This is a genomic window from Citrobacter pasteurii (genome assembly GCF_019047765.1).
Classification (GTDB): Bacteria; Pseudomonadota; Gammaproteobacteria; order Enterobacterales; family Enterobacteriaceae; genus Citrobacter; species Citrobacter pasteurii.
In genome coordinates this window covers 1,836,456-1,860,129 of sequence record NZ_CP077262.1, presented here as the reverse complement: position 1 = coordinate 1,860,129, position 23,674 = coordinate 1,836,456, and the positions used below count along the sequence as shown (strand labels likewise).

Genomic DNA, 23,674 nt, shown 5'->3' with positions numbered 1-23,674 from the left:
GCGTGCGCGTGTAGTTAGTCTTTATAAATGCTGAAGTGCTCACGAGCAGCAACTAACTGCTCTTTGGTCAGCATGAATACACCGTCTCCACCATTGTCGAATTCCAGCCAGGTAAACGGCACATCAGGGTATTGCTCTATCAGATGTACCATGCTGTTTCCGACTTCACAAATCAGAATACCGTTATCTGACAGGTAGTCCGGGGCGTTACCCAAAATGCGGCGAGTCAGCTTCAGTCCATCACTACCGGATGCCAGACCCAGTTCAGGCTCATGACGGTATTCATTCGGCAGGTCCGACATGTCTTCCGCATCAACATACGGCGGGTTAGTGACAATCAGGTCATACTGGATTTTCACCAGATCGCGGAACAGGTCGGAACGGATTGGCGTGACGTGATGAATCAGGCCGTGCTCTTCAATATTGTGTTCGGTCACCGCCAGCGCGTCAGTGGAGATATCCACCGCATCAACTTCGGCTTCCGGGAAGGCATACGCGCAGGCGATAGCAATACAGCCGCTGCCGGTGCACATATCGAGGATATGCTGCGGCTGCTCATTAATCAGGCCCGCAAAGCGGTTATTGATAAGCTCGCCAATCGGTGAACGCGGAACCAGCACGCGCTCATCAACATAGAATTCATGCCCGCAGAACCAGGCTTTGTTGGTCAAGTAAGCCACCGGAATACGCTCGTTGACGCGGCGAATCACGCGTTCAACAATACGATGGCGCTCGCTGGAGGTCAGACGCGCAGTGCGCATATCTTCTGGGATATCCAGCGGCAAATAAAGCGACGGCAGCACCAGCTGTACGGCCTCGTCCCATGGGTTATCCGTGCCATGCCCATACCAGATATTCGCCGCGCTAAAACGGCTGACCGCCCAACGCAACATGTCCTGAATGGTATGCAGTTCACTCACGGCTTCATCGACGAAAATTTTATCCACGTATTTCTCCAGGGCATGCTCGCATTAAATTCGGCGGCTAGTTTGCCACGAAGACGGCGATAAATCAGCATTCACGCGGAGCCTGAGCGCGAAAATTGCGTTTTAAGCGATCGGATGCCCGTCGAGTCGGGTTAAACTAAGGGAAAATAAAAGATGAGACACTCGAATGAAAAAGAAAACATCGCTCAGCGAGGAGGATCAGACGCTGTTTCGCCAGCTGATGACCGGCACCCGGCAAATTAAGCAGGACACTATTGTTCATCGGCCGCCACGTAAAAAAATTGCCGAGGTTCCGGTTAAAAGACTGCTACAGGAGCAGGCTGATGCCAGCCACTATTTCTCGGATGAGTTTCAGCCGCTGCTGAATACGGACGGCCCGGTAAGATACCTGCGTGCCGACGTCAGCCATTTCGAACTGAAGAAAATGCGCCGTGGTGATTACTCCCCGGAGCTGTTTCTCGATCTGCATGGGCTGACCCAGCAGCAGGCCAAACAGGAGTTAGGCGCGCTGATTGCCGCCTGTCGTCGTGAGCATGTGTTTTGCGCCTGCGTAATGCATGGCCACGGGAAGCATATTCTTAAGCAGCAAACACCGCTCTGGCTGGCACAACATCCGCATGTGATGGCCTTCCATCAGGCACCGAAAGAGTACGGTGGTGATGCCGCGCTGCTGGTACTGATCGAAGTGGAAGAGTGGTTGCCGCCTGAACTCCCCTGATGCAGGAAACAGAAAGAGCCGCATTTGCGGCTCTTTGATTTTCCGGATGGCAGCTGTGCCTTATCCGATACCAACCTTTTCAAATCGCTTTTGCCATTTTCAGGTTACACGGGCTCATCTGCCAGTTAAAAGTACCCTTCCCGCTCTCATCAAGCGTTACGCTGGCAATCGCTGATGTGGTAAACATCGGCGGTGTTTCACCTGGGCAAAGCTCAGACACCAGATACCCCACTAAAGGCAAGTGAGAGATAACCAGTGCCGTGGCGATACCTTCATTGGCCAGAGCCTGTAAATAGGCACTGACCAGACCGACATCGCCGCAGGGAGTCAGCTCCGGCAAAACATCCACACCGGCTGGCAGGTTCATACACTCTCCCACCACGTCCAGCGTCTGTTCGGCTCGTAGGAACGGGCTCACCAGAACACGTTCGATATCCACTTTTTGACCTTTAAGCCAGTTCGCCATCAGGCGAGATTCGTCACAACCACAAGAGGTTAAAGGACGAACCGAATCACTGGCGGCATCGAGGGCCGCGTCGCCGTGACGCATGATAAAAACTTGCATATTGCACCGCTTTTGTTAACCAGAATCACCAACACCTTTATTCACAGCCCCTATTGACCGTGGTAACGATGTGGTGGCCGGCATTGTGCCTTATCCATTCACCGAATGAAACGCTGTTTTTTACCTCAACGGCGTAAGTATAGTCAATCTCTGTTTACATTTTGAGCGCGACCCATACATTCAGTGCGGATTCATCCTACCTTTGACCTCATGAATTCAGGTCAGTTTCCCCGATATCCCAGAATCTTTCACCACGTTCCGCCATCTGCAATAACTGTTCACACGGTGTAAACCGTGAACCATATTGCGTGGACAGTCGTTGCAGAACAGCAACCACTTCACCCGCACCGAGAGAATCCATATACCGGAACGGGCCGCCGAGGAATGGCGGAAAACCAATACCAAATACAGCGCCGATATCACCATCACGTGCGCTGCGGACGACCTGCTCACCAAAACAGCGTGCTGCTTCGTTAAGCATTAACATGACACACCGCTCTGCAATTTGCTGGGCTGCGAGTTGGCCCTGACCCTGGACGCCAATAAGCGTATAAATTGCGGGGTCGACCTGTTTTTTGCTTTTACGCCCTTTCGCGCCATAAAGATAGAAACCCCGACCATTTTTTCTGCCTTTGCGATCGTCATTCAAAATTGAAGCAACAACATTTGCAGGCGCGCTAAAACGTTCTCCATAGGCGGCCTCAAGCACTGGTATAATTTTAGTGCCCGTATCAATTCCGACCTCATCCAAAAGTTGGATTGGCCCTACCGGAAAACCAAACTTAACCAGCGCGGCATCAATCGTGTCGACACGTTCGCCTTCAGTCAGCATGCGAATCGCTTCGTTGATGTAAGGCGCTAAAATACGGTTAACGTAAAAGCCAGCCTTATCCTGGACAACAATCGGCGTTTTGCCTTGTTTTTTCGCTAACTTAACGGTTGTGGCAATCGTCTGCTCAGAGGTTGTTGCATGCGGAATCACTTCCACAAGTGGCATTTTTTCTACCGGGCTAAAGAAGTGCAGACCAATTACCTGTTCAGGTCTGGCTGCGTTCGCCGCAATATCGCCAATTGGCAAAGACGAGGTGTTAGACGCAAAAATGGTATGAGTGGCACAGTTCTGCTCAATTTCTGCCACCATCTGTTGTTTTAATGACAGATCTTCGAATACCGCTTCAATAATCAGATCGCGATGAGCAAAACCGCGATAATCGGTGGTTCCCGAAATCAGCGCCAGCTGTTTATCACGCTCGCTCGCTTTAATATGACGGCGGCGAACCTTCGTTTCAAGCTGCTCCCAGCTGTACTTCAGCGCGTGGTTGATTCCCTTAGCGTTAATATCTTTGATGCGCACCGGCAAGCCACCTTTACAGGCCGTGACGTAAGCAATACCGCCGCCCATCAGGCCACCGCCCAAAATACCGACGCTATTCAGCGGGCCGGGCTTCGCTTCGCTACCGGGATCTTTTTTCACGTCGGTGTTGGCAAAAAAGATGTTCCGTAGCGCCTTAGACTGCGAAGTCATCGCCAGCTCGCCAAACGCGCGGGCTTCCGCCTCATAGCCGCTGCTGCTGCCCTGCGCGAGACCGGTTTCGATGACCTCAAGAATACGATCCGTCGCAGGGTAGTTGCCCAGCGTTTTTTGCGCCGTCTTTTTACTGACCATACGAAACAGCAGCGCACGTCCCAGCGGCCCCGCCAACACGCGTTCACGTACGGGCAGAACCCGGTGCGCCGAACTGTCTTTTTTGGCCAGTTCTACAGCCGCTTCCAGCAAAATGGTCTGTGGTACTACTTCATCCACCAACCCCACTTTTAGCGCCTGTTTTGCCCGGAGCTGTTTTCCTGTCAGGATCATATCCAGTGCAGTACTGACACCAATAAGGCGGGGCAATCGCTGGGTGCCACCGGAACCGGGAAGCAGGCCTAACTGCACTTCCGGTAAACCCAGCACGGTTTTAGCATCATCGGTACAAATACGGTTGTGGCACGCCAGTGCCATTTCCAGGCCACCGCCCAGACAGGCACCATGAATAGCGGCAACAACCGGGATCGGCAATGCATTAATTTCCGCCATGATCTGCTGCCCCTGACGGGCCAGCGTTTCAGCTTCCTGTGCGCTGCGACAACTACCAATCATGTTGATATCCGCCCCGGCGATAAAGTTATCGGGTTTCGCCGAAATAAACACCACGCCGCGCAATGCTTTGTTGTCGCGAATTTGTTTCAGAATGGCCCGAACCTGGGAAGCGAACTCCGCTTTCAGGGTATTCATTTTCTCGCCGGGCACATCAATGGAGACAACGGCGACGTTATCCAGACGCACGTTGAGCGTAAAAGCCGATGTCATTTCCATTATTCTGCCTCCAGAACCATTGCCGCACCCAGACCACCCGCCGCACAGGCTGTCACTAAACCAAACCCACCGCCACGACGGCGTAGTTCATGGAGGGTTTGAGTGATCATGCGTGCACCGGTGGCGGCGAATGGGTGCCCATAGGCAATTGAGCCACCCAGCACGTTAAATTTACTGTCATCGACTTCGCCAGTGGCGTGGGAGCGCCCAAGCACTTCGCGGGCAAAACGCTCGCTGCCCAGCAACTGGAGGTTCGCCAGCGTTTGTGCGGCAAAGGCTTCATGCATATCAATAAGCGTTAAATCCGCCATGGTTAACCCTGCGCGCTCCAGGGCAAGCGGTGTCGACCACGCCGGCCCCAGCAGCATGTCCTGCCAGACATCGATGCCGGTGAAGGCAAAACTACGCAGGTATCCCAGCGGCACCAGCCCCAGTTCTTTCGCGCGCGACTCCGTCATCATAATCACGGCGGCTGCGCCATCCGTCAGCGGGGTGCTGTTGGCCGCGGTAACGGTACCGTGTTTTCTGTCAAATGCCGGACGCAGTTTGGCGTAATCCGCCAGCGTAGAGTTACCACGAATATTGTTATCTTCTGAAAAAGGATCTTTAAAGGGGGGGATGTAGGTCGTCATCACCTCATCTGCCAGTTTTCCTTCAGCCCACGCCTGAGCTGCTCGCTGATGAGAACGGTGCGCCAGCGCATCCTGCTGCTCACGCGTGATGCCATAAGTTTTAGCCATTTGCTCGGCGGTATCTCCCATGCGTAAACCGGTGGAATATTCAGCCACTGCAGGTGGCACAGGCATCAGGTCGCGCAAGCGTAGCCGGGCAAAGAGCTTCAGACGTTGCCCGGTTGTGCGGGCTTTATTGACATCCACCAGTACTCGCGCCAGCTTTTTGCTGACGCCAATAGGCAGAACGGAAGAGGAGTCTGCGCCACCGGCAATCCCAGCTCGAATAGTACCGACCATCAGGCTTTCAGCGACATTCGCCACGGCCTGAAAGCTGGTTGCACAAGCCCGGCTTACGCTGTAAGCATCTGTATGCACATTCATCCCGGTTCCCAGAACGATTTCCCGGGCAATGTTGGGGGCTTCCGGCATTTGCACCACCTGGCCAAAAACCAGCTGTTCAATCACATCAGCAGGTATTTCGCTGCGGGCCAGCAATTCACCAACAACCATTTTTCCCAAATCAACGGCGGGAATGCCATGAAACGCGGTAGCCTGACGAGCAAATGGCGTACGCAATCCGCTCACGATGGCGATACGGTCGCCCTGGCGGGTAACCAGCGGTAAAGCCTGACTCATAACACTCCCCTGTAAAAAATAATAATAAGTGGTCTGACCTGATCACAGTCTTAACCAATTTTTTACATTTAGCCAAGCGGGGAGAAAAGAAAGTGAGAGCTATGACACAGTGAATAGTCACTGACTGTTACGAAAATGCCCTTGCCACCAGGTGGCAAGGGCATGAGCAGAAGGGATTAACGCAGGCCCAGCTGGAAAATCAGCGTTTCAGCTTCACAGGCAAAAACAAAATCGATATCCAGACGCACACCCTCTGACTCTTCAGTGAAAGTCGGGGTGATTTTGCAAGGTTCAGATTCCACGCTACGTGCCTTCTCAGTCAGAGCGGCCAGCGTTTCTTCTGCCTCTGCGCGATTCGCGAACACGCGGCTGTAGGAAGCGGTGCAATCGGAGTTGTCCATGATGGTGCCAACATCCATACAGCAGCAAACCGGGGTTTCATCAGCACTGCATTTACTCATTGTAGATTTCCTCTGTATTCGCACCCGAGGTGCCAGATAAACGATAGGGACATTTTACGCTCCCATTATTCGCCTCTCCAGTCGTTAATTGTGCGAAATGAGATAAGTGACAGAAATCACACTTAAAAATGATCTAAAACAAAAATCGCCCAAACAGGTGAGTGCGTACACCCGCAATTTTGCCAGCTGGATCGCGTTTCTTAGATCAGAATTGAAAATATTTATAAACATACTTGCAACATTCTGGCTGGTCAGACCTATACTCTCGCCACTGGTCTGATTTCTATGTGGTACCTCAGACCCTACACTTCGCGCTCCTGTTACGGCATGTAACATAGTTTGTATAAAAATAAATCTATGAGGTTATGGTCATGAGCCAGAAAACCCTGTTTACAAAGTCTGCTCTCGCAGTCGCAGTGGCAATTATCTCCACACAGGCCTGGTCTGCAGGCTTTCAGTTAAACGAATTTTCTTCCTCTGGCCTTGGCCGGGCATATTCGGGTGAAGGCGCTATTGCAGATGATGCTGGTAACGCCAGTCGTAACCCCGCGTTGATCATGATGTTTGATCGCCCTACTTTCTCTGCGGGTGCGATTTTCGTTGACCCGGATGTCGATATTTCCGGGCGTTCGCGCATTGGTAATGACGCCAGCCAGGATAATATCGCCCCAACCGCCTGGATACCGAACGTGCACTTTGTTGCCCCGATTAACGATCAGTTTGGTTGGGGGGCGTCAGTTACCTCTAATTATGGTCTGGCAACGGAGTTTAACAATAATTATGCAGCCGGCTCGATGGGCGGAAAAACCGATCTGGAAACGCTGAACTTAAACCTGAGCGGCGCCTACCGTCTGAATAATCATTTTAGCTTCGGCCTCGGTTTTAACGCCGTCTATGCCAAAGCGAAGCTTGAGCGTTATGCGGGCGATCTGCCGCAGCAGATCGTTGCAGGCTCTGGTGGCCGGGTTCCTCCCGCACTGGCCGCACAATACCCGGCAGATACGCAGATTGCGCGCCTGAAGGGTGACGAATGGGGCTTCGGCTGGAACGCCGGTATTCTTTATGAAGTGGATAAAGATAACCGTTACGGTTTCACCTACCGTTCGGAAGTAAAAGTTGACTTCGACGGTGATTACCGCAGCAGCCTGCCATCAATGGACCGTATTCCTGCGCAGTTGCGCCCGGTGTTCGCTAGCCTGCCTGCTGGCACTAACGGCAACACAATCGACGGATCACTTGATCTGAATCTGCCAGAAATGTGGGAGTTCTCAGGTTATAACCGCGTTGCACCACAGTGGGCGGTTCACTACAGCATGGCATATACCAGTTGGAGTCAGTTCCAGGAACTTAAAGCGAAAGGCAGCAACGGCCAGACGCTGTTCTATAAAGAAGAAGGTTTCAAAGACTCTTACCGCATCGCGCTGGGTACTACCTACTACTACGATGATACCTGGACATTCCGTACCGGTATCGCCTTCGATGATAGCCCGGTTCCAGCTAACCGCCGTTCCATCTCTATTCCGGATCAGGATCGCTTCTGGCTGAGTGCGGGTACAACCTACGCGTTTAATAAAGATGCTTCATTGGATGTCGGCATTTCTTATATGCACGGTCAGAAAGTGAAATTCGAAGAAGGCCCATACTCCTTCGAATCAGAAGGGAAAGCCTGGCTGTACGGTATGAACCTGAACTACGCATTCTGATTTTCATCAAACGTAAAAAAGGTGAGCTTTTTAGCTCACCTTTTTATTTGCTTCAATTCCTTACTCAGAATCGATCTCTTTTAACTCATCCTGAATATCTTTTGCGTTCGGGTTTTCTTCTGGTTTGAGTTTACCGCCATTCGCAATAAAGTCATGGCGCTGGAAGTAAGCTTCACGCACCATGATGTAAGGATCTGAAGATTGACGCAGCAGACCGTCAGAATCGAGCAGTTGCGCACGCGTTTCAATTCCTTCAACCGTCCATTTACCTATCGACAACGGCCAGGTTAACCAGGACAGAACCGGATACAGCGTATCCACCATATCGCCGCCATCATCACGCAGCGTGAAGCTGCCGTAGAACGGAAGCTGCATATATGGACCGTAACCGACATCATAATGGCCTAATGTGCTGCCGAAGCGGTGTGGTTCAACACGCTGCAACTTCGGATTCGCCATCCCCGCCACATCAATAAACCCGCCCATACCTAACAAGGTGTTGAGGAAGAAACGGGTAAAATGCACCATCCCCTGATAGGGATCGCCTTGCAGAAAATAGTTAACCATGACAGCCGGTTCTTCAAGGTTGCCAGTAAAGTTGCTCAAACCATTACGGGCCGGCTGCGGAACATAATCACGCCAGGCTACAGCCACCGGGCGAACAACGTATGGATCCAACACATTAAAGTTGAAGTTGTACATGGTGCGGTTGAACCCTTCAAATGGGTCCGAACGCCCCTGCTGTTCAGTACCGGAGCTCGCACACCCCACCAAAAGTGTGGTTCCCAGCGCAAGCGCCGACAGGCGAAGCTTCATAAGTGTCTCCCTGTGTATTATGGCTATCGCTGATTGCCATCCATGACGGAACGATGATGTATCCGCCTGATTAGATGTGAGCGATTGTAACAGCACGTCAATCGATGTCTATATGCCCTAACTTACTGATTTGATCATAGCCTGGTAATACAGGCACAGTGATGGTTCATTTTAACGAAGCCAATAAAAACATGCGTTACCATTTTTGCGATTTCAAGCTTTATCCACCAGCCTTCAAATAAAAACCGCTACGCTTTAGCAATACGTGCTTATTCAGGATCCAGGTATGAATGACATCGAAAAAGAGAAGATTGATCGCCACAGCGACGAGCTCCAGGTGGAAAGCGAAGAAAAGCGGAGCGGAAAAAAGATAGAGCTCAATGAGGACAGGCTCCCCTCACGTGCAATGGCGATCCACGAGCATATCCGCCAGGACGGAGAAAAAGAGATGGAACGTGACGCGATGGCGCTATTGTGGTCAGCCATCGCTGCCGGACTGTCAATGGGTGCATCGTTGCTGGCAAAGGGAATCTTTCACGTACAGCTGGAGGGTGTTCCCGGCGGATTTTTGCTGGAGAATCTTGGTTATACCTTCGGCTTTATTATTGTGATTATGGCCCGCCAACAGCTCTTTACGGAAAATACCGTCACCGCCGTCTTACCCGTTATGCAAAACCCTACCCTCGGCAATTTTGGTCTGTTGATGCGTCTGTGGAGCGTAGTACTACTGGGTAATATTCTCGGCACCGGGATTGCGGCATGGGCGTTTGAATACATGCCGATTTTTGATGAGGCGACCCGCGACGCTTTCGTCAAAATAGGCATGGATGTTATGAAAAATAGCCCGACGGAGATGTTTGCCAATGCCATTGTCTCCGGCTGGTTGATTGCCACAATGGTCTGGATGTTTCCCGCCGCCGGAGCCGCAAAGATTGTCGTCATTGTCCTGATGACCTGGCTGATTGCCTTAGGCGATACCACACATATCGTCGTGGGTTCAGTTGAAATTCTCTATCTGGTCTTTACTGGCACACTGCACTGGGGCGACTTTTTCTGGCCTTTTGCCTTGCCGACACTGGCCGGGAATATCTGTGGCGGGACGTTTATCTTTGCGCTGATGAGCCACGCGCAGATCCGCAACGATATGAGCAATAAACGCAAGGAAGAAGCCCGGTTGCAAGCAAAGCGGGAAGCACAACCGCAGAAAAACCAGAAAAAACAGACCTGAGTGGCGACTGTTTGAGCAGTCAGGCAGCCTGAGACTTACCGTTGGGAGTAAAAAACGCTATACTCGTGCCGCTTCGTCCCCTTAGTTAAATGGATATAACGAGCCCCTCCTAAGGGCTAGTTGCAGGTTCGATTCCTGCAGGGGACATTATGACCATTTTTTACCACCTCCAACAAACCCCACTAAACCCGCGCCACACAAGGCTTAGAGCCATAATTTATATCCAACCATTTCCACCAAATAGCATCCATAAACACAACTAAAAGTGTCCCCGTAATGTACCCTCCCGCTATTAGATCTCCGGGAGGTACACGTGCCACTGACCAACGTCGAAATAAAGAACGCCCAGCCCAAAGACCGGGAATACATCATGTCCGACAGTGGCGGCTTGGTAATACTCATCAAGCCATCTGGGGCTAAACTATGGCGTTACCGTTATTCCATCAATGCCAAAAAACAAAAGCTGTCGTTAGGTTCTTATCCTGAAATATCACTTGCTCAGGCTCGCATCCGCGCCGCTGATGCAAGGGCCAAAGTAGCCCAAGGTATCAGTCCAGTTACCGAGCGCCGAGAAAAGAAAGAAGCCAACAAGGTGACGAACTCATTCGAGGGTGTCTGCCTTGAATGGCAGGCAACCCGTTTACCTCAATGGTCAGAAGTTTACGCCGCCGATACCAAGCGCCTGTTTGAGCGTGATGTATTCCCCGTTCTGGGTAAGCGCCCTATTGGTGACATTCAACCACTGGAGCTGTTAGAGCTGCTGCGCAAGATAGAGGATCGCGGCGCAAACGAACTTGCCACCAAGGTTCGCCGCCGCTGTGGTGAGGTGTACGCCTACGCCATTGTGACCGGGAGAGCTAAATATAACCCTGCGCGTGATCTCGCCACTGCTATGCAACGTTTCCAACGCGGGCATTACGCTTCCCTTGATGCTTCGGAGCTGCCTGCATTCCTGACAGCACTGGAGACAACCACTGGAAACATCATGGTTAACTTTGCTGTTCGTCTGCTGATGCTGACCGGATTACGTCCTGGCGAGCTGCGCAAAGGCGAATGGCGTGAAATCGATTTCGATAACGCCTTGTGGGAAATACCCGCAGAACGCATGAAAGCACGCCGTCCGCATCTTGTCCCGCTGTCGAAACAGGCTATCGAGCTGCTTCGTTCCGTTCACGCCATTAGCGGCAACTACGGGCTGATGTTTCCTGGAAGGAATGACGTTACCCGTCCAATGTCCAATATGGCAATGAATCAGCTTATTAATCGATGCGGATACGGAGAGAAACTTACCGGGCATGGATTCCGGCACATGATGAGCACCATCTTGCACGAAAAGGGTTTTAATAGCGCGTGGATACAGGTATGGGTAAAAAATGGAGGGGCTAGCACAAGAACCAGACTCATAAAAATATCAGCCCCAGAGGAAATACCAGGGGTTTAACCATCTGTCTTGTAAGCAAGCTCCCCTAACAACCTCACCTCTATAAAACACCCAAAAGAAAAATACAGCCCTAACGGAATGGGGCTGTATTTTCGCGCTGCGCCACACCCATATCTGAACGGTTTGCTAAAAAATATTTTTTTCGGTCACTCTATGTACAAAATAGTGAACGGTGCTGTTCATTTGATAAGCACTTGTCTCCAAATTCAAGAATTTGTCTCCGCAATGTCTCCGCAAAAAAACACATAACATGATGTTTTATATATATATACATGGTAACGGAGACAAAGAGACAACGGAGACATGTGTTTTTCCGTGTGCGAGAAAACACGACGCACGCACGCTGTGCGTGTTTAATACAGCGCCACGGCATCGTGTGTACGTATATAGGTATTTTTTGTTGTCTCCGTTGTCTCTTTGTCTCCAAGTGGAAATGCCTGTGATTCAAAAGATCTCTCTGGAAATCATTTCTCGGAGACAAAACAGCCATCTACGGAGACAAATATGTAAATTCTGAGACAAAAGCCGGATTAGTCGCACACACTTGCGATCATCTAGAGGCATGGCGACTCCGCAGCGACGATGGCAAAACCAATAACCCAGCCTGTTAACCCGGCTCTGATTAACCCGCCCCTTTCCGTCATCGCAACTGAGTTAACGTGTAATCGTGGCGTTGAGTTTCGGCGCTGTGCTCGGGTGTGAGGATTACCGATGCATATATTCAAGAAACTCTTTTGCCTCTTTCCTCTTCCGGTCAATCAGTTCGGCTAAATCCTGTAGGTGAACCAATCGGGGCGACTTCTGACTCTCTCCAAGCCTGAATGTAGGTAGGGATAGCTGACCGAGTGACGCTTTGCTCTCCGCTGTAGATGGTTTTATGCCGAGATACTTCTCGCAGATCTCTGAAAGTGGAACCGCTGGCGTTTCGTATTCAGCCATGAGTAAAAACATTGTGTTCATAGAACCTCGCTTGGTGGATTTTTAATTGTTCGCAAAGGAACCCCTTTACGAACAGCACAATAACATTCGAATGATACGTTCAAAAAGGTTGTTTTATGATTTATGAACACATACAATTTACGGAATGACTTTATGAACAAAAGGCACCGAAATGGCTGTTATCTCCTATCTGCGCGTATCCACTGACGAGCAAAACGCAAAAAACCAGATCCAACAAATAGAAGCTGCGGGTTACGCAGTCGAGAAAGATTTTCAATTCTGCGATGAGGGGATAAGCGGTAGCGTTCCTGCCAGCAAGCGCCATGCCCTAAATGACGCGATGAAAATGGCGCGTAAAGGTGATGTGTTCGTGGTGGTTGCAATTGACCGCCTCGGGCGTGATGCCGTTGACGTGCTGACAACGGTCAAGACGTTGGCAGATAAGGGCGTGAAAGTTGTTAGCCTCCGCGAAGGTTTCGATCTCAGTACGCCAGCCGGAAAGATGATGCTTCACATGATGGCTGGTTTTGCTGAGATGGAAAAAAGTATCATTGCAGAACGCCGTGATGCAGGGATCGCTCGCGCGAAGGCCGAGGGGGTTCATTGTGGTCGGCCTCAATTCGAACATGGTGACTTAATTGCTTCTCTTTGGGCTGATGGCCTGAGCTATCAGCAAATCGTTTCCGAGCTGTCGTCCAAAGGCATTAAAGCAGGTAAGACTACCATTTACCGCTTTAAGAATTGAACGCCCTTTCCCGTTACCGCCAAGGAATTACCAGGTTGACTAATAACCCCCAATATATGACCGATACTAAATTCACTAACACTGCTCAAAAACTTAACGCCGCTATGCGGCGCCTCCGCGAACATCAGGATGAGAGTCGGATGTTTGCCGTACCCGAAGAGTTTGATCCTTCACCAACAAACGCGCTGGGTTTTCGCGCCCACGCAATCAAAAAATTTTACAGCAACCTACCAACTGAAATGCTAACCGGATACCTTCAAGGGTTGGGTTACGTCAGAAAGCAGCTTATTACTGCGCGTGACGTCCTTAACACTGATGGTAAAAAGAAATACGAGGCCTACATCAAAAACTCCGTAGAAACGCTACCAGCAAGATTCTATGGCCTAAGGCCGTATTATCTCGGCATTCTTACCGGCTTGATGGCGATCCCCTTCAGGAGAAGCGCAGAGAAGGACAGGAGAGAGATTTCGGATTCACTATGCCTGATTGCCAACTGTATTGAGAAATACCGCTATAAAGGCGCAAACGAACAATATAGAGATTATGCGCAGACTATTATTACTGGCATTGACACTGAACAGCTTCCACCAATGATTGCCGGACTGATAATTCAGGAGTTAACCTCGTTGGTATCCGTAGCTTGCGCCACGAACATTATGTCATATACCAAATCTGGCATAACCCATGAGGAGCTCTGGAGATACCATAATCCAAACGAGTATAACGAAGTATACCAAGACGGCAACATTCCTAAAGGTGCCTCCCCACTCGAAGCACTCGATATTTACCCGCCGCATGAAGGAATCGCGCGGCAATCTCTTTGGTGGGGACTGGATGATGAAGTGGATTGTTTTATAACATCTCTTACTGGCGGCTTACTCATAAACAACCTCAAACAAATCAGTATGGATACATTAAGATGAAATCTCTCATGCCAAGAAGTAGGATCCTTTTCAAATATCGTAAATTTGATAAAAGCTGCTTAGAGCTACTCCTGAACCGAGAGCTTTGGTTCGCTTCTCCAGCAACTTTAAACGACCCATTTGAAGCACAATCATCACTCGATGAAGTTCTAGATGCGGTATGGGCTCGTTATCCCTTGCCGCAAACAGAGCGTGAGACTTACGAAGACTACCTCCAAAAAAAACTAAGCTCAGCGGGTATCTGTTCGTTCAGCAGGGCTCGAAAAAATCAGTTAATGTGGGCTCATTATGCTGATGAACATAAAGGGGTATGCATAGGATTCAAAGAACACAAAATCAGGCCTGAAGGCTCACATATCTTCCCTTTAGACGTAACTTACCAGGATAATTATCCCTTTGACGGCATCATTGAGCGCTTCAACCACTTTGAGCATGAGCCTGGCATGAACGACTGGAATACCATAACTGGCGATATTCTTTACTCTGTCCTCGGAACTAAGTACACAAGTTGGAATTATGAACGAGAGCGGAGATTGCTCTTTTTCACGTCAGGTGCTCAAAAATTTGAAACAGAAGCAGTTAACTCTATTGCTTTTGGGCTCAGAACCAGTGAGAGGGATAAACAGACATTGCGAACTTTGTTAGCTGGAGCAGAATGGGAGCATGTAAAATGGTTTCAAGCAGTTAAGTCTCCTACGAAGTACTCACTAGAATTCGAGCGTATAAAGTAATCATTCCTTCGCTTAAGACATCTTTGAGGGAAAAGGAAAAGTATATCCCTCAAAGTATCCCTTTCTATGTAGTACAAAATGTATATAAATTAAAATCAATAAATTATCATCAAACATGATTCCTGCAGGGGACATATACGCTTCTCCTGATATCTACCAAATTCAATAAAACCCCCTTATAATCAGTGATAAACCCTCTGCTCTGGCTATATGACGTCAACTGATGTTTACCCATTTCAACGTGAATCAATAAACGTTTGGGGGCCTTAGTGGGGTTTATCTTGTTCAATTAAAAATGAGGCCCCCAAAATGCCCTTAAATGCGCGTCAGGTCGAGACTTCAAAGCCCAGAGACAAAGCCTATAAGCTCGCTGACGGCGGTAAGCGTTAAGTGAGCGCCGTATTGACGGCTATTTATTGGTGAGATCCACGTTCCATGGCAGGAGTTCTGCCACTTTGTTCGACGGCCACTCCGGCAACACGCTAAGGGTATATATGAGGTAGGCTTCCGGATCGATACCGTTCAGCCTGCATGTTCCGATCAGACCGTACAGCAGCGCACCACGCTCACCACCATGATCGCTGCCGAAGAAGATGTAATTCTTTTTACCCAGGCATACCGCCCGTAACGCCCGTTCTGCTGCGTTGTTATCAGGTTCTGCCAGACCGTCATCACAGTAGTAACACAGGGCATTCCACTGATTGAGTACATAAGCGAACGCTTCCCCCAGCCGGGATTTTTTCGACAGTGCCGCGCTTTTCTCCATCAACCACTCATGCAACGAAGCCAGTAGCGGTTTGCTCCGGGATTGCCTGACTGCCAGACGCTCTGCCACTGGCATGCCACGTATTTCCTCTTCCACCGCGTACAGCTCACCGATACGTTTCAGGGCTTCCTCTACTGTCGCAGTCTGAGTACTTATATAGACGTCGTGGATTTTGCGGCGCGCGTGGGCCCAACATGCGGCTTCTGTTAACGGACCACCATCACGCTCTGCGCTGAACAACCGATCGTAGCCTGCGAAGGCATCCGCCTGCAGCACACCATGATAGTGGCGAAGGTGTTGCTGAGGATGTTTCCCCTGCCGGTCCGGCGAGAAGGCGAACCACGCTGACTTCGCCGAGGTATTCCATTCCGTTGCCGCATTCCGGACAACGGGTTTCCGCTGGCTCCAGCCGATGTATCTCACGGGGAAGGTGTTCCGGTAAGGGGCGACGATGGCGTGACTGACGAAGCTGGCGGGGAACCTGCGGATCGTTATCCCGGCCGTTGTAACGATCGCTTTGCTGTTCCTGTTGTTTGAGCAGCGCTTCGGCCTCTTCAACCTGGCGACGCAGCTTTTCAGAGCGTGTACCGAACAGCATGCGGCGTAGTTTTTCCAGCTGTGCCCGCAGATGTTCTATTTCGCGTTCTTCATTCTCGATTTTCTCTTCAGCGCGGGCCAGCGCCGAACGCAGGAACGACTCAGTCTCTGCAACGAGGCTGAGTTGATTATCTTTCTGACAGAGCGCGTCTTCCAGCGCGGCGATACGGGCGAGATAGTCCTGACTCATGACCACACTTATAATGCGGTTATGTTTTTTTACAACATTGTCAGTGAGTTAAAACGGGCTGCTTTTTGCTGACGCCAGTCCAGCTTATCGAGAAGCATGGCGAGTTGTGAACGGGTAATACCCACTTTTCCGTCGCGGACGGCGGGCCAGAGGAACTGGCCATCTTCCAGTCGTTTGGTAAACAGGCACAGACCGTCTGTATCCGCCCAGAGTATTTTCACCGTATCGCCGCGACGTCCGCGGAAGATGAACAGATGACCGGAGAACGGAGAACGGATTATCATCAAGAACATGCTGGACCAGCTCGCCCAGACGATTGAAGGATTTACGCATATCGGTGACCCCGGCAACGAGCCAGATACGGGCACCTGATGGAAGGTTAATCATCCTGGTGCTCTCCCGGTCAGCTCACGCAACAACACGGCAAGCAGCTCCGGCGAGGGATTTTCGAGGCTTATTTTACCGTGGCGGAACTCAACACAGCAGGAGGTGGCATTCAACACCGGGAACTGGCCCGGGTCTGTATTCGTCCCACCTTTTGGCGTTGGGTCAGGTATCACCTCAACTGGCAGCATCATCGGTGGTGGTGGAGATTTAACGGTTGCTGGAAGGCGACGCGATATGCGGCCTTCTTCCTGCCAGAGCCGCAGCCATTTGAAGATGACGTTATCATTGACGCCATTTTCACGGGCAATCTGAGCAACGCAGGCTCCGGGACGGGAAGCCAGTATAACCATATGGAGCTTGAAGTCATTCGAATAATTCTTACGGGGTTCTTTTCGCCAGGATTGGGATTCCATACTTAGATGTCCGTCTGTATCAGGTGGGCGTCTAAGTTACCAGCACTGGCTTAATGGCTACATACGGCGCTGGCTTTACGCTTACCGTCATGCCGTCAATTCCTTTTTTATAATGTACCCTCATCAGAGCCAGCTCCGCCTCCGTCCAGGGGACGTTATGCCCTGTTCCAAGGTCAAATTTGACCACTGCCGCCCTCACCGCACTGATGCTTCTGCCCAGTCTGGTGACAATTTCTTTTGTAGGCAGATTTCCGTAATGCTTTTCCAGAAAGGCCTTATCTTCACGGCTCCAGCCACTGCGACTAGTGAGCCCGGCAAGGGACGCCTGCTGGCAGATAGCTTTGCGTGAACGCCCAGGTAACAGTGACATGACTTACTCTATACCTTCTGTATAGTGGGTCCGGAGCAATACCAGTTCCTCTTCCGACCTGGGTGGCGGCATACCCCGGGACAGACCGGAAAGCTGAGCAATCCGGGCCACCCCATTGGCAGACCGGCCAAGCCGCTCCCCAATTTCACGGGCAAACAGCTGATCATAGTGTTGTTCCACAAACGTAATTTCATCGACCGTCCACTGTACCCAGTGATTTCGGAGGGCTCCCTTTTTATCTGACATGCCCGACATCCCTGCTGTCAGTCACGCTTTTTTTCCTGTGCCAGAGTAGATATTTGCGCCCGGAGTCGCTGCTCAGCCTGTTGGACCTGCTGCTGACGATGCAACGAGTCTTCAGGGAGCAGCTTCAACTGCCGTAGCTGTTCTTCCACCGGCACGGTCTGCCGGAAGCTTGTCAGCATGCCAAAGACCTGCGATTTAAGTTCACTGACGGTAATGTATTTTCCTCTCTGACCATCAAGCGCATTCAGTTTATCGGCAAGTGCCTGAAGCTGCGTCATACCTTCATGCCAGCCGTTCATTGTATCGACAGGAAGTACTGAGACATTAATCTGCTGCCGCCACTGTTGTACCAGGGGCCTAGCCTGTTCCGGCCACAGCGCCTGAGCCTGTTCTGTAAGTTTTCTGGCGTAAGTTATATTCCAGTCAGGCGGCAACCTATCCAACTGGGCAAGTTTCTGCTTTGTCCGGGTGATAAGGTCCTCCGGTAACGGAGTCTGCTGACGCAACATCCCCAGTTGTTCAGGCGAGAGCGTTGCCGGGAACGGAGCCAGTGAAGCAGTAAGCTGAGTCTGTAGCGGGTCTGGCCGGTGGAGATACTGCCTGCTCCACACTGCGATGGCGCTTACTATCAGCATGGTGCACATTCCGGCGGCAAAGGATTTCCACTTTTTAACCGGAGCAGGCATTACCGCCAGCACCTCCACGTTCGGCTGCGATTCCGGTTGCGCAACGTAAACCCACTTCACAGCACTCTCTGGCGTATCTTCAGCAGGGCTACCAGTAAGGTCTCTCGCGGATGCTGTAGCCTCATTCATCACGGAGGCAGGCAACACAATACCAGGCTGAATGTTCGATCTGGTGCTGGTTGTGTTATCACTGTTTTCCAGCCGGACAGCACTGTTGTGCATCAAAGTACGCAGGGCATCGAACTGGCTGAGATGTTTAAGCTCCAGGCACTGTAGCACCTCTCCCAGACCGGTAAGCAGTTGCTGCGCCCGGTACAACTGGCTGAGGTCGCTGTAATTAAGCGGCAGCGAGCGCATCCGTTGCTGCAGACGCTGACTCAGACTGCTGAGGATTTCCACGCGGGCATGGACTAGCTGTGGCCACAGCACTCCCCACTGATGGCTTATCAAAGCCACCAGAATCGCCAGACCTTCATTGAGGCCGAACAGCCCGGCAAGTTGCATTCGGGCAAGCGTATACCAGGGCGGCATAATCCGGCAGCGCCCTGGGGTCGCCACCGGTTTTAATTTTTCGTGGGTTGATGTCATTCATGACCAGTCGTCCATTTGGCGTATCAGGAACTATTGAAAGTTATCGTTTAGCAGCTTCGCTTTCTGCATATTCAGGGAGACAGGTACTGCAATACCCGCAACTATGGCAGAAGCGCCAGGATCAAACTAAAAAATGTACTTTCATCAAAACACTGCCCAAGGAGAGATAATGTACCTGGAGGAGTAAAGGTCCAGTTGTTCGCGGTACCTGACCGCATGAATAAACGCCCCAGTGACGTCACATTCCCTCCATCATGAAAAGTCACCTCCACACACCCGGTCACGCCCTGACCGTACAAAAATACCGGCATAAACTTTACGGCCCGGTCGTCGACACGCAGGACGATACCGGAAATATCAAAAGTCCTCCCCTCCACCAGCAGGTCCGTGACGGATGCCGTGAACGTCTCCACACTCAGTCCGGTATCCACCAGCTACGTGTCCATCTGTTCCTGAAGTTGCGTTATTCGCAGGCGAAATTCTGCGATATCGGCCTGAGTCTTGCTGGCAAACGAGACCGGGGCAGACTGTCTGGCCTGCAGTTTTTTGAGGAACTGTGATTTTACTGACATGGTGTTCTCTGGCCTTACAGACGGGTTGTCGTGTCAAGATACTGCTGTTGCTTAAGATGTCGCAGGAGAACCCGCCCTTCCGGCATAAACTCGGTGCCATAACGCACGAGGCCAATGCCCTTCAGCTCAGCATCAATGGCATAACGCAGCTCGCCGGGAACGTTCTGCTCCAGCAAGACAACGATTATTTTCTTCAGGCGTGGCTCATATTTGAGCAGAACAGCGGACAGGGTGCCCATCAGCTCATGGGCGGTACCCGGCATGCCCTGCAAAATTTTAGTCATATCGGGCAGGCCAAAGTCCGGCAAATGCGCCAGTGTGCCGGCGCGGCAGTTAAGGATACGCTGCATGTTATCGAGCACAGACAGAATAACCTGGTTCTGCTCACTGACCTGTGACAGCGGAAGACCGCCGGTAAAATGGCCGGTGAGCATTTCATACAGCGAGGGTGTGTTGTGTCCCTGGGGCATCAGTCATCCTTAAGAGGTTGCAGCGTCAGGTGGTTGTTGCCCGCTTCGAGAATGCGCGGCTTATCCGGATCCAGGTCGTCACGCTGAATAACCTGCTTCCAGGTGTTATTCACCATATCCGGATGGCGGAACAGTCCCACCACAGCCACGAACTGAGCGTCTTCTTCCATTGGCATATTGAGGTTTGCGTCACCGCCGGGCTTCACCACCACGTCACGACGGGCCAGCAGGTCAGCTTTCAGAACGGTCTCACCATCTTTGAGCAACTGCTGATAGACCGTTTTGTCAAAGGTCTTGCGGTCTTTGAGCTGGTAGACACGGACCACAACGGATTCGGATAACGAGTTGCTTTCCCGGGCATCGGTGTTCAGCGCTTCACGGGCGGTAAAATCCAGATGCAGCACCTTAATCTTCTTGTGGAAAATGGCAGTGTAAGCTGATTTGGTGCCATCGGAGATGCCCTGCGTGACACCACAACCGGTCAGGCTTAATGCCAGCAGGCAGCATGCAGATTTAATCAAACTTGTACGTAACACGTCGGTTTCCTTGTTGTGGGGTGGCGGGCTCCAGCCCCGTGTAATAACCCAGCTCGGTGGTAAAGGTCTGCGGAATATCTTCCGCCAGCTCTCCTTCTTCCGCGCCCAGCACGCCATTCATGCCAAGCCAGAACGGCCCTTCGCCCAGCGGCGGAACGGCCAACAGGCGGGTGCTGGTTGTCAGGGTGATTTTTGCCTTGAAGCGCCAGCCCAGATAAACCCGCAGCATCACCAGAAAATCCTGGTACAGCAGGCCGTCCGGCTTCCAGCCCTGCGATTCCTTCTCATCGTTAGTGGTCAGCGCAATCAACAGCTGGCTGTTGGCGTCCATCGCCTCATCGCCAAGCGGTGTGTTGCCGTCCAGAAGAAAATCTTCCTCGCCGTAAAAACCCAGCGGCTGGCTAATTTCCACCGGGCGCAGGCAGTACGGGCTGACCTGTACCCGGGTATGCGGTGCCAGCAGGCTGACCAGTGCCTGCATGCCCTGCTGGGTTTTTCCGGGCTGTTGCAGAACACCAAGCAGCGCCAGAAATCGCGAGACGGGTGTGGCGATATTCTTAGCCGTTCCGGGAATGCCCAGCCCCACCAGTCCCAGCAGCGACTGAGATATGCTGTCCGAGCCGCCGGGCTCGAAGCTTGCCGGGTAAGAGTATTTACGCCAGATGCGGTAAAACTGGGTCAGTATGCGGTGGCTGAAAATATCGAGAAAACCCTGCAGCGCTTCATGTCCGTCAGCCCGCAGCGTGATGTCATCGAGATACGCTGTCGGTAATGGCGAATCAACGCCGTACATGCCCAGAAAGGTGGTGCGGATAACCGGCGGTTTACGATCATCATCCTCGTCGTATTCGACGGCCTTCATCTCACTGGCCGGAAAGCCCATCCCCGGATGCGGAGCAAAGCGCACCGGATCATCAGCCGGATGGCTGGTTGAGCCCATCAGCGGTTTATCCGGATTCAGTTTCTCCAGCAGCTGACACAAGCGGTAAAAGTTAATGCGGTGCAGGTCGGCTTCCAGCCGCGGGGTCAGCCGGGAATGCGGCGATTGTGCTTCTCTTCCCATTCCAGGCGCTCTCCGGTCGGTTGCAGAATGATAATCAGGCGATTAAACAGATAGATGTCGGTGTAGAGCGCAAAGAAGCGGCTCAGCATTTCCCCAAACAAGCAGATATCGCCACGCCCGGCAAAGCCATGGCTGTCGAGCGTCACTTCAATCTGCACGCCACGCACCAGGTAGCCCTGCTCAAAACGCTCGGTTTCGCTGTGCTTCACCTCGATGATGGCTTCCAGTCGACGCCGGTTCATCTCGCTGTTGGTCCATTCATACAGGGCCAGGGTACCGCGCAGCACTTCGGCGTTGTCCATCATCGAGAGAAAACTGCTGCCAAGATGGCTCAGCACACGCCAGTGGAAACGGTCCTGAGCTGGCGGATAACAGGGCAACGTCGGGGCGCAAAGATTACGCACGGTAATACTGGTGGAGGTGGTTTTCATCACCGTATCCAGCACCGTGCTTTGCAGAGCGCGACGCGGCAGCTGACCGTTAGTGCCGGTCAGCGTCAGCGACAGGTGTTCATCTTCCGGGACGGTGTGGTTATCAAAGGTTTCACCGCCCAGGATAAGCCAGGTGTTATGCAGCCCCGACGGGCCCCGCCGCACGCGGGTGTGATAGTAATACTCGGGGGCTTCGTGACGCATCATACCGCCTTTGTGGCGGAAGCTTGAGAACGGCACGTAGGCATGCTGGCCTGAAGACATCACTGAATCCACAGCGTAAATCTCGGTATGGCCATCCTGTACTCGCATCGGACGCAGCATGTACTCTGTCTGCAACGAGTTCAGCGTCAGCGGATCTGATTCCAGCGGGAACAGGTTAATCACCGGCACGCAGTTCATGCGCAGATGTTTTTCCGTAAAGCTGAAGTCATGCTCCCAGCGCTCCGCCAGTACCACGTCGATTTCAAACCAGGGGAGCTCAGCCGGGAAGGCCACGGCCTCCAGACCACACAGCCCGGTGAACATAAATTTCTCGCGAAACGTAAAGTACTCCAGCAGCAGCTGATAGCCAATGAAACTACTGTTTCCCGTCGGCCACAGCGCATCGTCATCACCAAACCCGAGCGCAGTAAAGTGGCCGTCAAACGGTCTTCTGTCCACATCTCCGGGAAGTCGCAGCCACATCCGTGCCACGTTCATGGTAAAGGCTTCGTGCATGGCACAGGCCAGGGGTGCATCAGCGTTGAGATAGAGCGGAATATGGCTGAGGTCAACACGGCTCCAGTCCGCAAGGTTGCTGCAACTGAAACGCAGCGTCACGACTGAGCGGCCATTCGGATCGGTTGCCAGACTCGCCCTCGCAAGCGACAGCGGCTGGAGGTTGATTTCTTTTGTGGTGGTATAGCGGCAGCACGTGCCCTTCTCACCAATCGGCCGGGAATGGACCTCGAAGCCTTTGGCTACCCGCATCGGCTCCTTCATCTGGATCCAGTCCGGGGAGAATTCGACCACGGACAAGGACGGGATGGTACGCAGATAATGCGGCCACAGCAGACTGACCAGCCCTTCAGTCAGTTCCGGCAGATCGTCGTCGAGCTTCTCACGAAGCCGCCCCATCAGGAAGGCAAAGCCCTCGAACAGACGTTCGACATACGGGTCGCGCGCACCCGCTTTATCAAGATTGAGCATTGCTGCCTGCTCAGGGTGTGCCTGAGCAAATTCTTCACCCGCTTCGAGCAGGTAGCGCATTTCGGCGTCGTAATAACGCAGGGTTAAGTCGTCCATAATTACCTGAATGTTATTTTGTTTTAGCTCTGGTGCATGCGTTCGCACGCCATCATCCGCACAGTACTGCGCTTTTTGCCGGATCGAGTGTGATAAGGCCGGTCAGAGGTTGACTAACCTCTGACCGGAACTGGAGTTTATCGGTTCCACTTCGAGTGGCTTTCATACACAGCAGCCGCAAGAAAA

General features: G+C 51.9%; 23 protein-coding genes, 1 tRNA gene and 4 pseudogenes. 9 read left to right on the top strand and 19 right to left on the bottom strand.

Annotated features, from left to right (window positions below; genetic code table 11):
• Positions 1–14 precede the first annotated feature (14 nt).
• Complete coding sequence (gene prmB / locus I6L54_RS08975) at positions 15–947, bottom strand: 50S ribosomal protein L3 N(5)-glutamine methyltransferase (RefSeq protein WP_005129736.1); 933 nt, start codon at positions 945–947, stop codon at positions 15–17.
• A 166-nt stretch (positions 948–1,113) separates the two neighbouring features.
• Between prmB and smrB the strand changes: the two genes are divergently transcribed.
• Positions 1,114–1,665: an endonuclease SmrB gene (smrB, locus tag I6L54_RS08970; RefSeq protein ID WP_040231380.1), complete on the top strand. Its 552-nt coding sequence runs from the start codon at positions 1,114–1,116 to the stop codon at positions 1,663–1,665.
• A 79-nt stretch (positions 1,666–1,744) separates the two neighbouring features.
• On the opposite strand, the gene sixA is transcribed toward smrB, so the two are convergent.
• The 4 genes from sixA to I6L54_RS08950 all read right to left on the bottom strand — a co-directional run bounded on the left by sixA (position 1,745) and on the right by I6L54_RS08950 (position 6,357).
• A complete protein-coding gene (sixA, locus tag I6L54_RS08965; protein ID WP_040231381.1) occupies positions 1,745–2,230 on the bottom strand; it encodes a phosphohistidine phosphatase SixA in 486 nt (161 codons plus the stop codon).
• Positions 2,231–2,438: 208 nt separating this feature from the next.
• Complete coding sequence (gene fadJ / locus I6L54_RS08960) at positions 2,439–4,586, bottom strand: fatty acid oxidation complex subunit alpha FadJ (protein WP_040231382.1); 2,148 nt, start codon at positions 4,584–4,586, stop codon at positions 2,439–2,441.
• Complete coding sequence (gene fadI / locus I6L54_RS08955) at positions 4,586–5,896, bottom strand: acetyl-CoA C-acyltransferase FadI (protein WP_040231385.1); 1,311 nt, start codon at positions 5,894–5,896, stop codon at positions 4,586–4,588. Before fadI ends, fadJ begins: the two co-directional genes overlap by 1 nt.
• Before the next feature lie 176 nt (positions 5,897–6,072).
• Positions 6,073–6,357, bottom strand: coding sequence for a YfcZ/YiiS family protein (locus I6L54_RS08950; RefSeq protein ID WP_005129756.1), 285 nt, complete (start codon positions 6,355–6,357; stop codon positions 6,073–6,075).
• Positions 6,358–6,728: 371 nt separating this feature from the next.
• Here I6L54_RS08950 and fadL point away from each other — a divergent pair, with 371 nt between their 5' ends.
• Positions 6,729–8,060 (top strand): long-chain fatty acid transporter FadL, encoded by a 1,332-nt coding sequence (gene fadL / locus I6L54_RS08945; protein WP_005129763.1) that lies wholly within the window; start codon positions 6,729–6,731, stop codon positions 8,058–8,060.
• Between the two features lie 60 nt (positions 8,061–8,120).
• On the opposite strand, the gene mlaA is transcribed toward fadL, so the two are convergent.
• A complete protein-coding gene (mlaA, locus tag I6L54_RS08940) occupies positions 8,121–8,876 on the bottom strand; it encodes a phospholipid-binding lipoprotein MlaA (RefSeq protein WP_005129765.1) in 756 nt (251 codons plus the stop codon).
• Between the two features lie 286 nt (positions 8,877–9,162).
• Here mlaA and I6L54_RS08935 point away from each other — a divergent pair, with 286 nt between their 5' ends.
• From I6L54_RS08935 to I6L54_RS08925, 3 genes are all read left to right on the top strand, one after another.
• A complete protein-coding gene (locus I6L54_RS08935; protein ID WP_005129767.1) occupies positions 9,163–10,104 on the top strand; it encodes a formate/nitrite transporter family protein in 942 nt (313 codons plus the stop codon).
• A 75-nt stretch (positions 10,105–10,179) separates the two neighbouring features.
• A tRNA-Arg gene (locus I6L54_RS08930) sits at positions 10,180–10,251 on the top strand.
• Positions 10,252–10,417: 166 nt separating this feature from the next.
• Entirely contained in the window at positions 10,418–11,545 is a 1,128-nt protein-coding gene (locus tag I6L54_RS08925; protein WP_082031731.1) for a tyrosine-type recombinase/integrase, read from the top strand.
• A gap of 705 nt (positions 11,546–12,250) precedes the next feature.
• Here the strand turns inward: I6L54_RS08925 and I6L54_RS08920 are convergent.
• A complete protein-coding gene (locus tag I6L54_RS08920; protein ID WP_343216778.1) occupies positions 12,251–12,484 on the bottom strand; it encodes a pyocin activator PrtN family protein in 234 nt (77 codons plus the stop codon).
• A 172-nt stretch (positions 12,485–12,656) separates the two neighbouring features.
• Here I6L54_RS08920 and I6L54_RS08915 point away from each other — a divergent pair, with 172 nt between their 5' ends.
• The 4 genes and pseudogenes from I6L54_RS08915 to I6L54_RS24670 all read left to right on the top strand — a co-directional run.
• Positions 12,657–13,229 (top strand): recombinase family protein, encoded by a 573-nt coding sequence (locus tag I6L54_RS08915; protein ID WP_040231387.1) that lies wholly within the window; start codon positions 12,657–12,659, stop codon positions 13,227–13,229.
• A 35-nt stretch (positions 13,230–13,264) separates the two neighbouring features.
• Complete coding sequence (locus I6L54_RS08910) at positions 13,265–14,152, top strand: hypothetical protein (RefSeq protein ID WP_217124639.1); 888 nt, start codon at positions 13,265–13,267, stop codon at positions 14,150–14,152.
• Positions 14,149–14,883 carry a DUF2971 domain-containing protein gene (locus tag I6L54_RS08905; protein WP_040231390.1) on the top strand — a complete coding sequence of 245 codons (735 nt, stop codon included), beginning with the start codon at positions 14,149–14,151 and terminating at the stop codon, positions 14,881–14,883. The genes I6L54_RS08910 and I6L54_RS08905 overlap by 4 nt, the downstream gene beginning before the upstream one ends.
• 309 nt (positions 14,884–15,192) lie before the next feature.
• Positions 15,193–15,264, top strand: a pseudogene (locus tag I6L54_RS24670) (Arm DNA-binding domain-containing protein); the annotation flags it as partial.
• Between the two features lie 28 nt (positions 15,265–15,292).
• Here the strand turns inward: I6L54_RS24670 and tnpC are convergent.
• The 12 genes and pseudogenes from tnpC to tssF all read right to left on the bottom strand — a co-directional run bounded on the left by tnpC (position 15,293) and on the right by tssF (position 23,488).
• Positions 15,293–16,436, bottom strand: a pseudogene (gene tnpC / locus I6L54_RS08900) (IS66 family transposase).
• Between the two features lie 29 nt (positions 16,437–16,465).
• Positions 16,466–16,823 (bottom strand): annotated as a pseudogene (gene tnpB, locus I6L54_RS08895) (IS66 family insertion sequence element accessory protein TnpB).
• The gene (locus I6L54_RS08890) at positions 16,820–17,236 is read right to left on the bottom strand and encodes a transposase (RefSeq protein ID WP_040231392.1); all 417 of its coding nucleotides are present in this window, start codon (positions 17,234–17,236) and stop codon (positions 16,820–16,822) included. Before I6L54_RS08890 ends, tnpB begins: the two are co-directional and overlap by 4 nt.
• 31 nt (positions 17,237–17,267) lie before the next feature.
• A complete protein-coding gene (locus I6L54_RS08885) occupies positions 17,268–17,606 on the bottom strand; it encodes a hypothetical protein (RefSeq protein ID WP_040231394.1) in 339 nt (112 codons plus the stop codon).
• 3 nt (positions 17,607–17,609) lie between these two features.
• Positions 17,610–17,852: a hypothetical protein gene (locus I6L54_RS08880; protein WP_052463756.1), complete on the bottom strand. Its 243-nt coding sequence runs from the start codon at positions 17,850–17,852 to the stop codon at positions 17,610–17,612.
• A gap of 17 nt (positions 17,853–17,869) precedes the next feature.
• Positions 17,870–19,130: pseudogene (locus tag I6L54_RS08875) on the bottom strand (VasL domain-containing protein).
• Positions 19,131–19,230: 100 nt separating this feature from the next.
• Positions 19,231–19,560, bottom strand: coding sequence for a ricin-type beta-trefoil lectin domain protein (locus I6L54_RS08870; RefSeq protein ID WP_245163436.1), 330 nt, complete (start codon positions 19,558–19,560; stop codon positions 19,231–19,233).
• Between the two features lie 3 nt (positions 19,561–19,563).
• Positions 19,564–19,701 carry a hypothetical protein gene (locus I6L54_RS24270; RefSeq protein WP_245163437.1) on the bottom strand — a complete coding sequence of 46 codons (138 nt, stop codon included), beginning with the start codon at positions 19,699–19,701 and terminating at the stop codon, positions 19,564–19,566.
• Between the two features lie 14 nt (positions 19,702–19,715).
• Positions 19,716–20,171: a type VI secretion system baseplate subunit TssE gene (gene tssE / locus I6L54_RS08865; RefSeq protein ID WP_040231395.1), complete on the bottom strand. Its 456-nt coding sequence runs from the start codon at positions 20,169–20,171 to the stop codon at positions 19,716–19,718.
• On the bottom strand, positions 20,171–20,707 hold the full coding sequence (gene tssJ, locus I6L54_RS08860; RefSeq protein WP_040231396.1) for a type VI secretion system lipoprotein TssJ: 537 nt from the start codon (positions 20,705–20,707) through the stop codon (positions 20,171–20,173). The genes tssE and tssJ overlap by 1 nt, the downstream gene beginning before the upstream one ends.
• A complete protein-coding gene (gene tssG / locus I6L54_RS08855) occupies positions 20,685–21,770 on the bottom strand; it encodes a type VI secretion system baseplate subunit TssG (RefSeq protein WP_040231398.1) in 1,086 nt (361 codons plus the stop codon). Before tssG ends, tssJ begins: the two co-directional genes overlap by 23 nt.
• Positions 21,734–23,488 carry a type VI secretion system baseplate subunit TssF gene (gene tssF / locus I6L54_RS08850; protein ID WP_040231400.1) on the bottom strand — a complete coding sequence of 585 codons (1,755 nt, stop codon included), beginning with the start codon at positions 23,486–23,488 and terminating at the stop codon, positions 21,734–21,736. Before tssF ends, tssG begins: the two co-directional genes overlap by 37 nt.
• Positions 23,489–23,674 lie beyond the last annotated feature (186 nt).

Excerpts from the sequence above, each read along its gene's own strand:
- smrB (WP_040231380.1), top strand. The coding sequence starts at position 1,114 with ATGAAAAAGAAAACATCGCTCAGCGAGGAGGATCAGACGCTGTTTCGC.
- sixA (WP_040231381.1), bottom strand. The coding sequence starts at position 2,230 with ATGCAAGTTTTTATCATGCGTCACGGCGACGCGGCCCTCGATGCCGCC.
- fadJ (WP_040231382.1), bottom strand. The coding sequence starts at position 4,586 with ATGGAAATGACATCGGCTTTTACGCTCAACGTGCGTCTGGATAACGTC.
- fadI (WP_040231385.1), bottom strand. The coding sequence starts at position 5,896 with ATGAGTCAGGCTTTACCGCTGGTTACCCGCCAGGGCGACCGTATCGCC.
- I6L54_RS08950 (WP_005129756.1), bottom strand. The coding sequence starts at position 6,357 with ATGAGTAAATGCAGTGCTGATGAAACCCCGGTTTGCTGCTGTATGGAT.
- fadL (WP_005129763.1), top strand. The coding sequence starts at position 6,729 with ATGAGCCAGAAAACCCTGTTTACAAAGTCTGCTCTCGCAGTCGCAGTG.
- mlaA (WP_005129765.1), bottom strand. The coding sequence starts at position 8,876 with ATGAAGCTTCGCCTGTCGGCGCTTGCGCTGGGAACCACACTTTTGGTG.
- I6L54_RS08935 (WP_005129767.1), top strand. The coding sequence starts at position 9,163 with ATGAATGACATCGAAAAAGAGAAGATTGATCGCCACAGCGACGAGCTC.
- I6L54_RS08920 (WP_343216778.1), bottom strand. The coding sequence starts at position 12,484 with ATGGCTGAATACGAAACGCCAGCGGTTCCACTTTCAGAGATCTGCGAG.
- I6L54_RS08915 (WP_040231387.1), top strand. The coding sequence starts at position 12,657 with ATGGCTGTTATCTCCTATCTGCGCGTATCCACTGACGAGCAAAACGCA.
- I6L54_RS08905 (WP_040231390.1), top strand. The coding sequence starts at position 14,149 with ATGAAATCTCTCATGCCAAGAAGTAGGATCCTTTTCAAATATCGTAAA.
- I6L54_RS08890 (WP_040231392.1), bottom strand. The coding sequence starts at position 17,236 with ATGGAATCCCAATCCTGGCGAAAAGAACCCCGTAAGAATTATTCGAAT.
- I6L54_RS08885 (WP_040231394.1), bottom strand. The coding sequence starts at position 17,606 with ATGTCACTGTTACCTGGGCGTTCACGCAAAGCTATCTGCCAGCAGGCG.
- I6L54_RS08880 (WP_052463756.1), bottom strand. The coding sequence starts at position 17,852 with ATGTCAGATAAAAAGGGAGCCCTCCGAAATCACTGGGTACAGTGGACG.
- I6L54_RS24270 (WP_245163437.1), bottom strand. The coding sequence starts at position 19,701 with ATGTCAGTAAAATCACAGTTCCTCAAAAAACTGCAGGCCAGACAGTCT.
- tssE (WP_040231395.1), bottom strand. The coding sequence starts at position 20,171 with ATGCCCCAGGGACACAACACACCCTCGCTGTATGAAATGCTCACCGGC.
- tssG (WP_040231398.1), bottom strand. The coding sequence starts at position 21,770 with ATGGGAAGAGAAGCACAATCGCCGCATTCCCGGCTGACCCCGCGGCTG.
- tssF (WP_040231400.1), bottom strand. The coding sequence starts at position 23,488 with ATGGACGACTTAACCCTGCGTTATTACGACGCCGAAATGCGCTACCTG.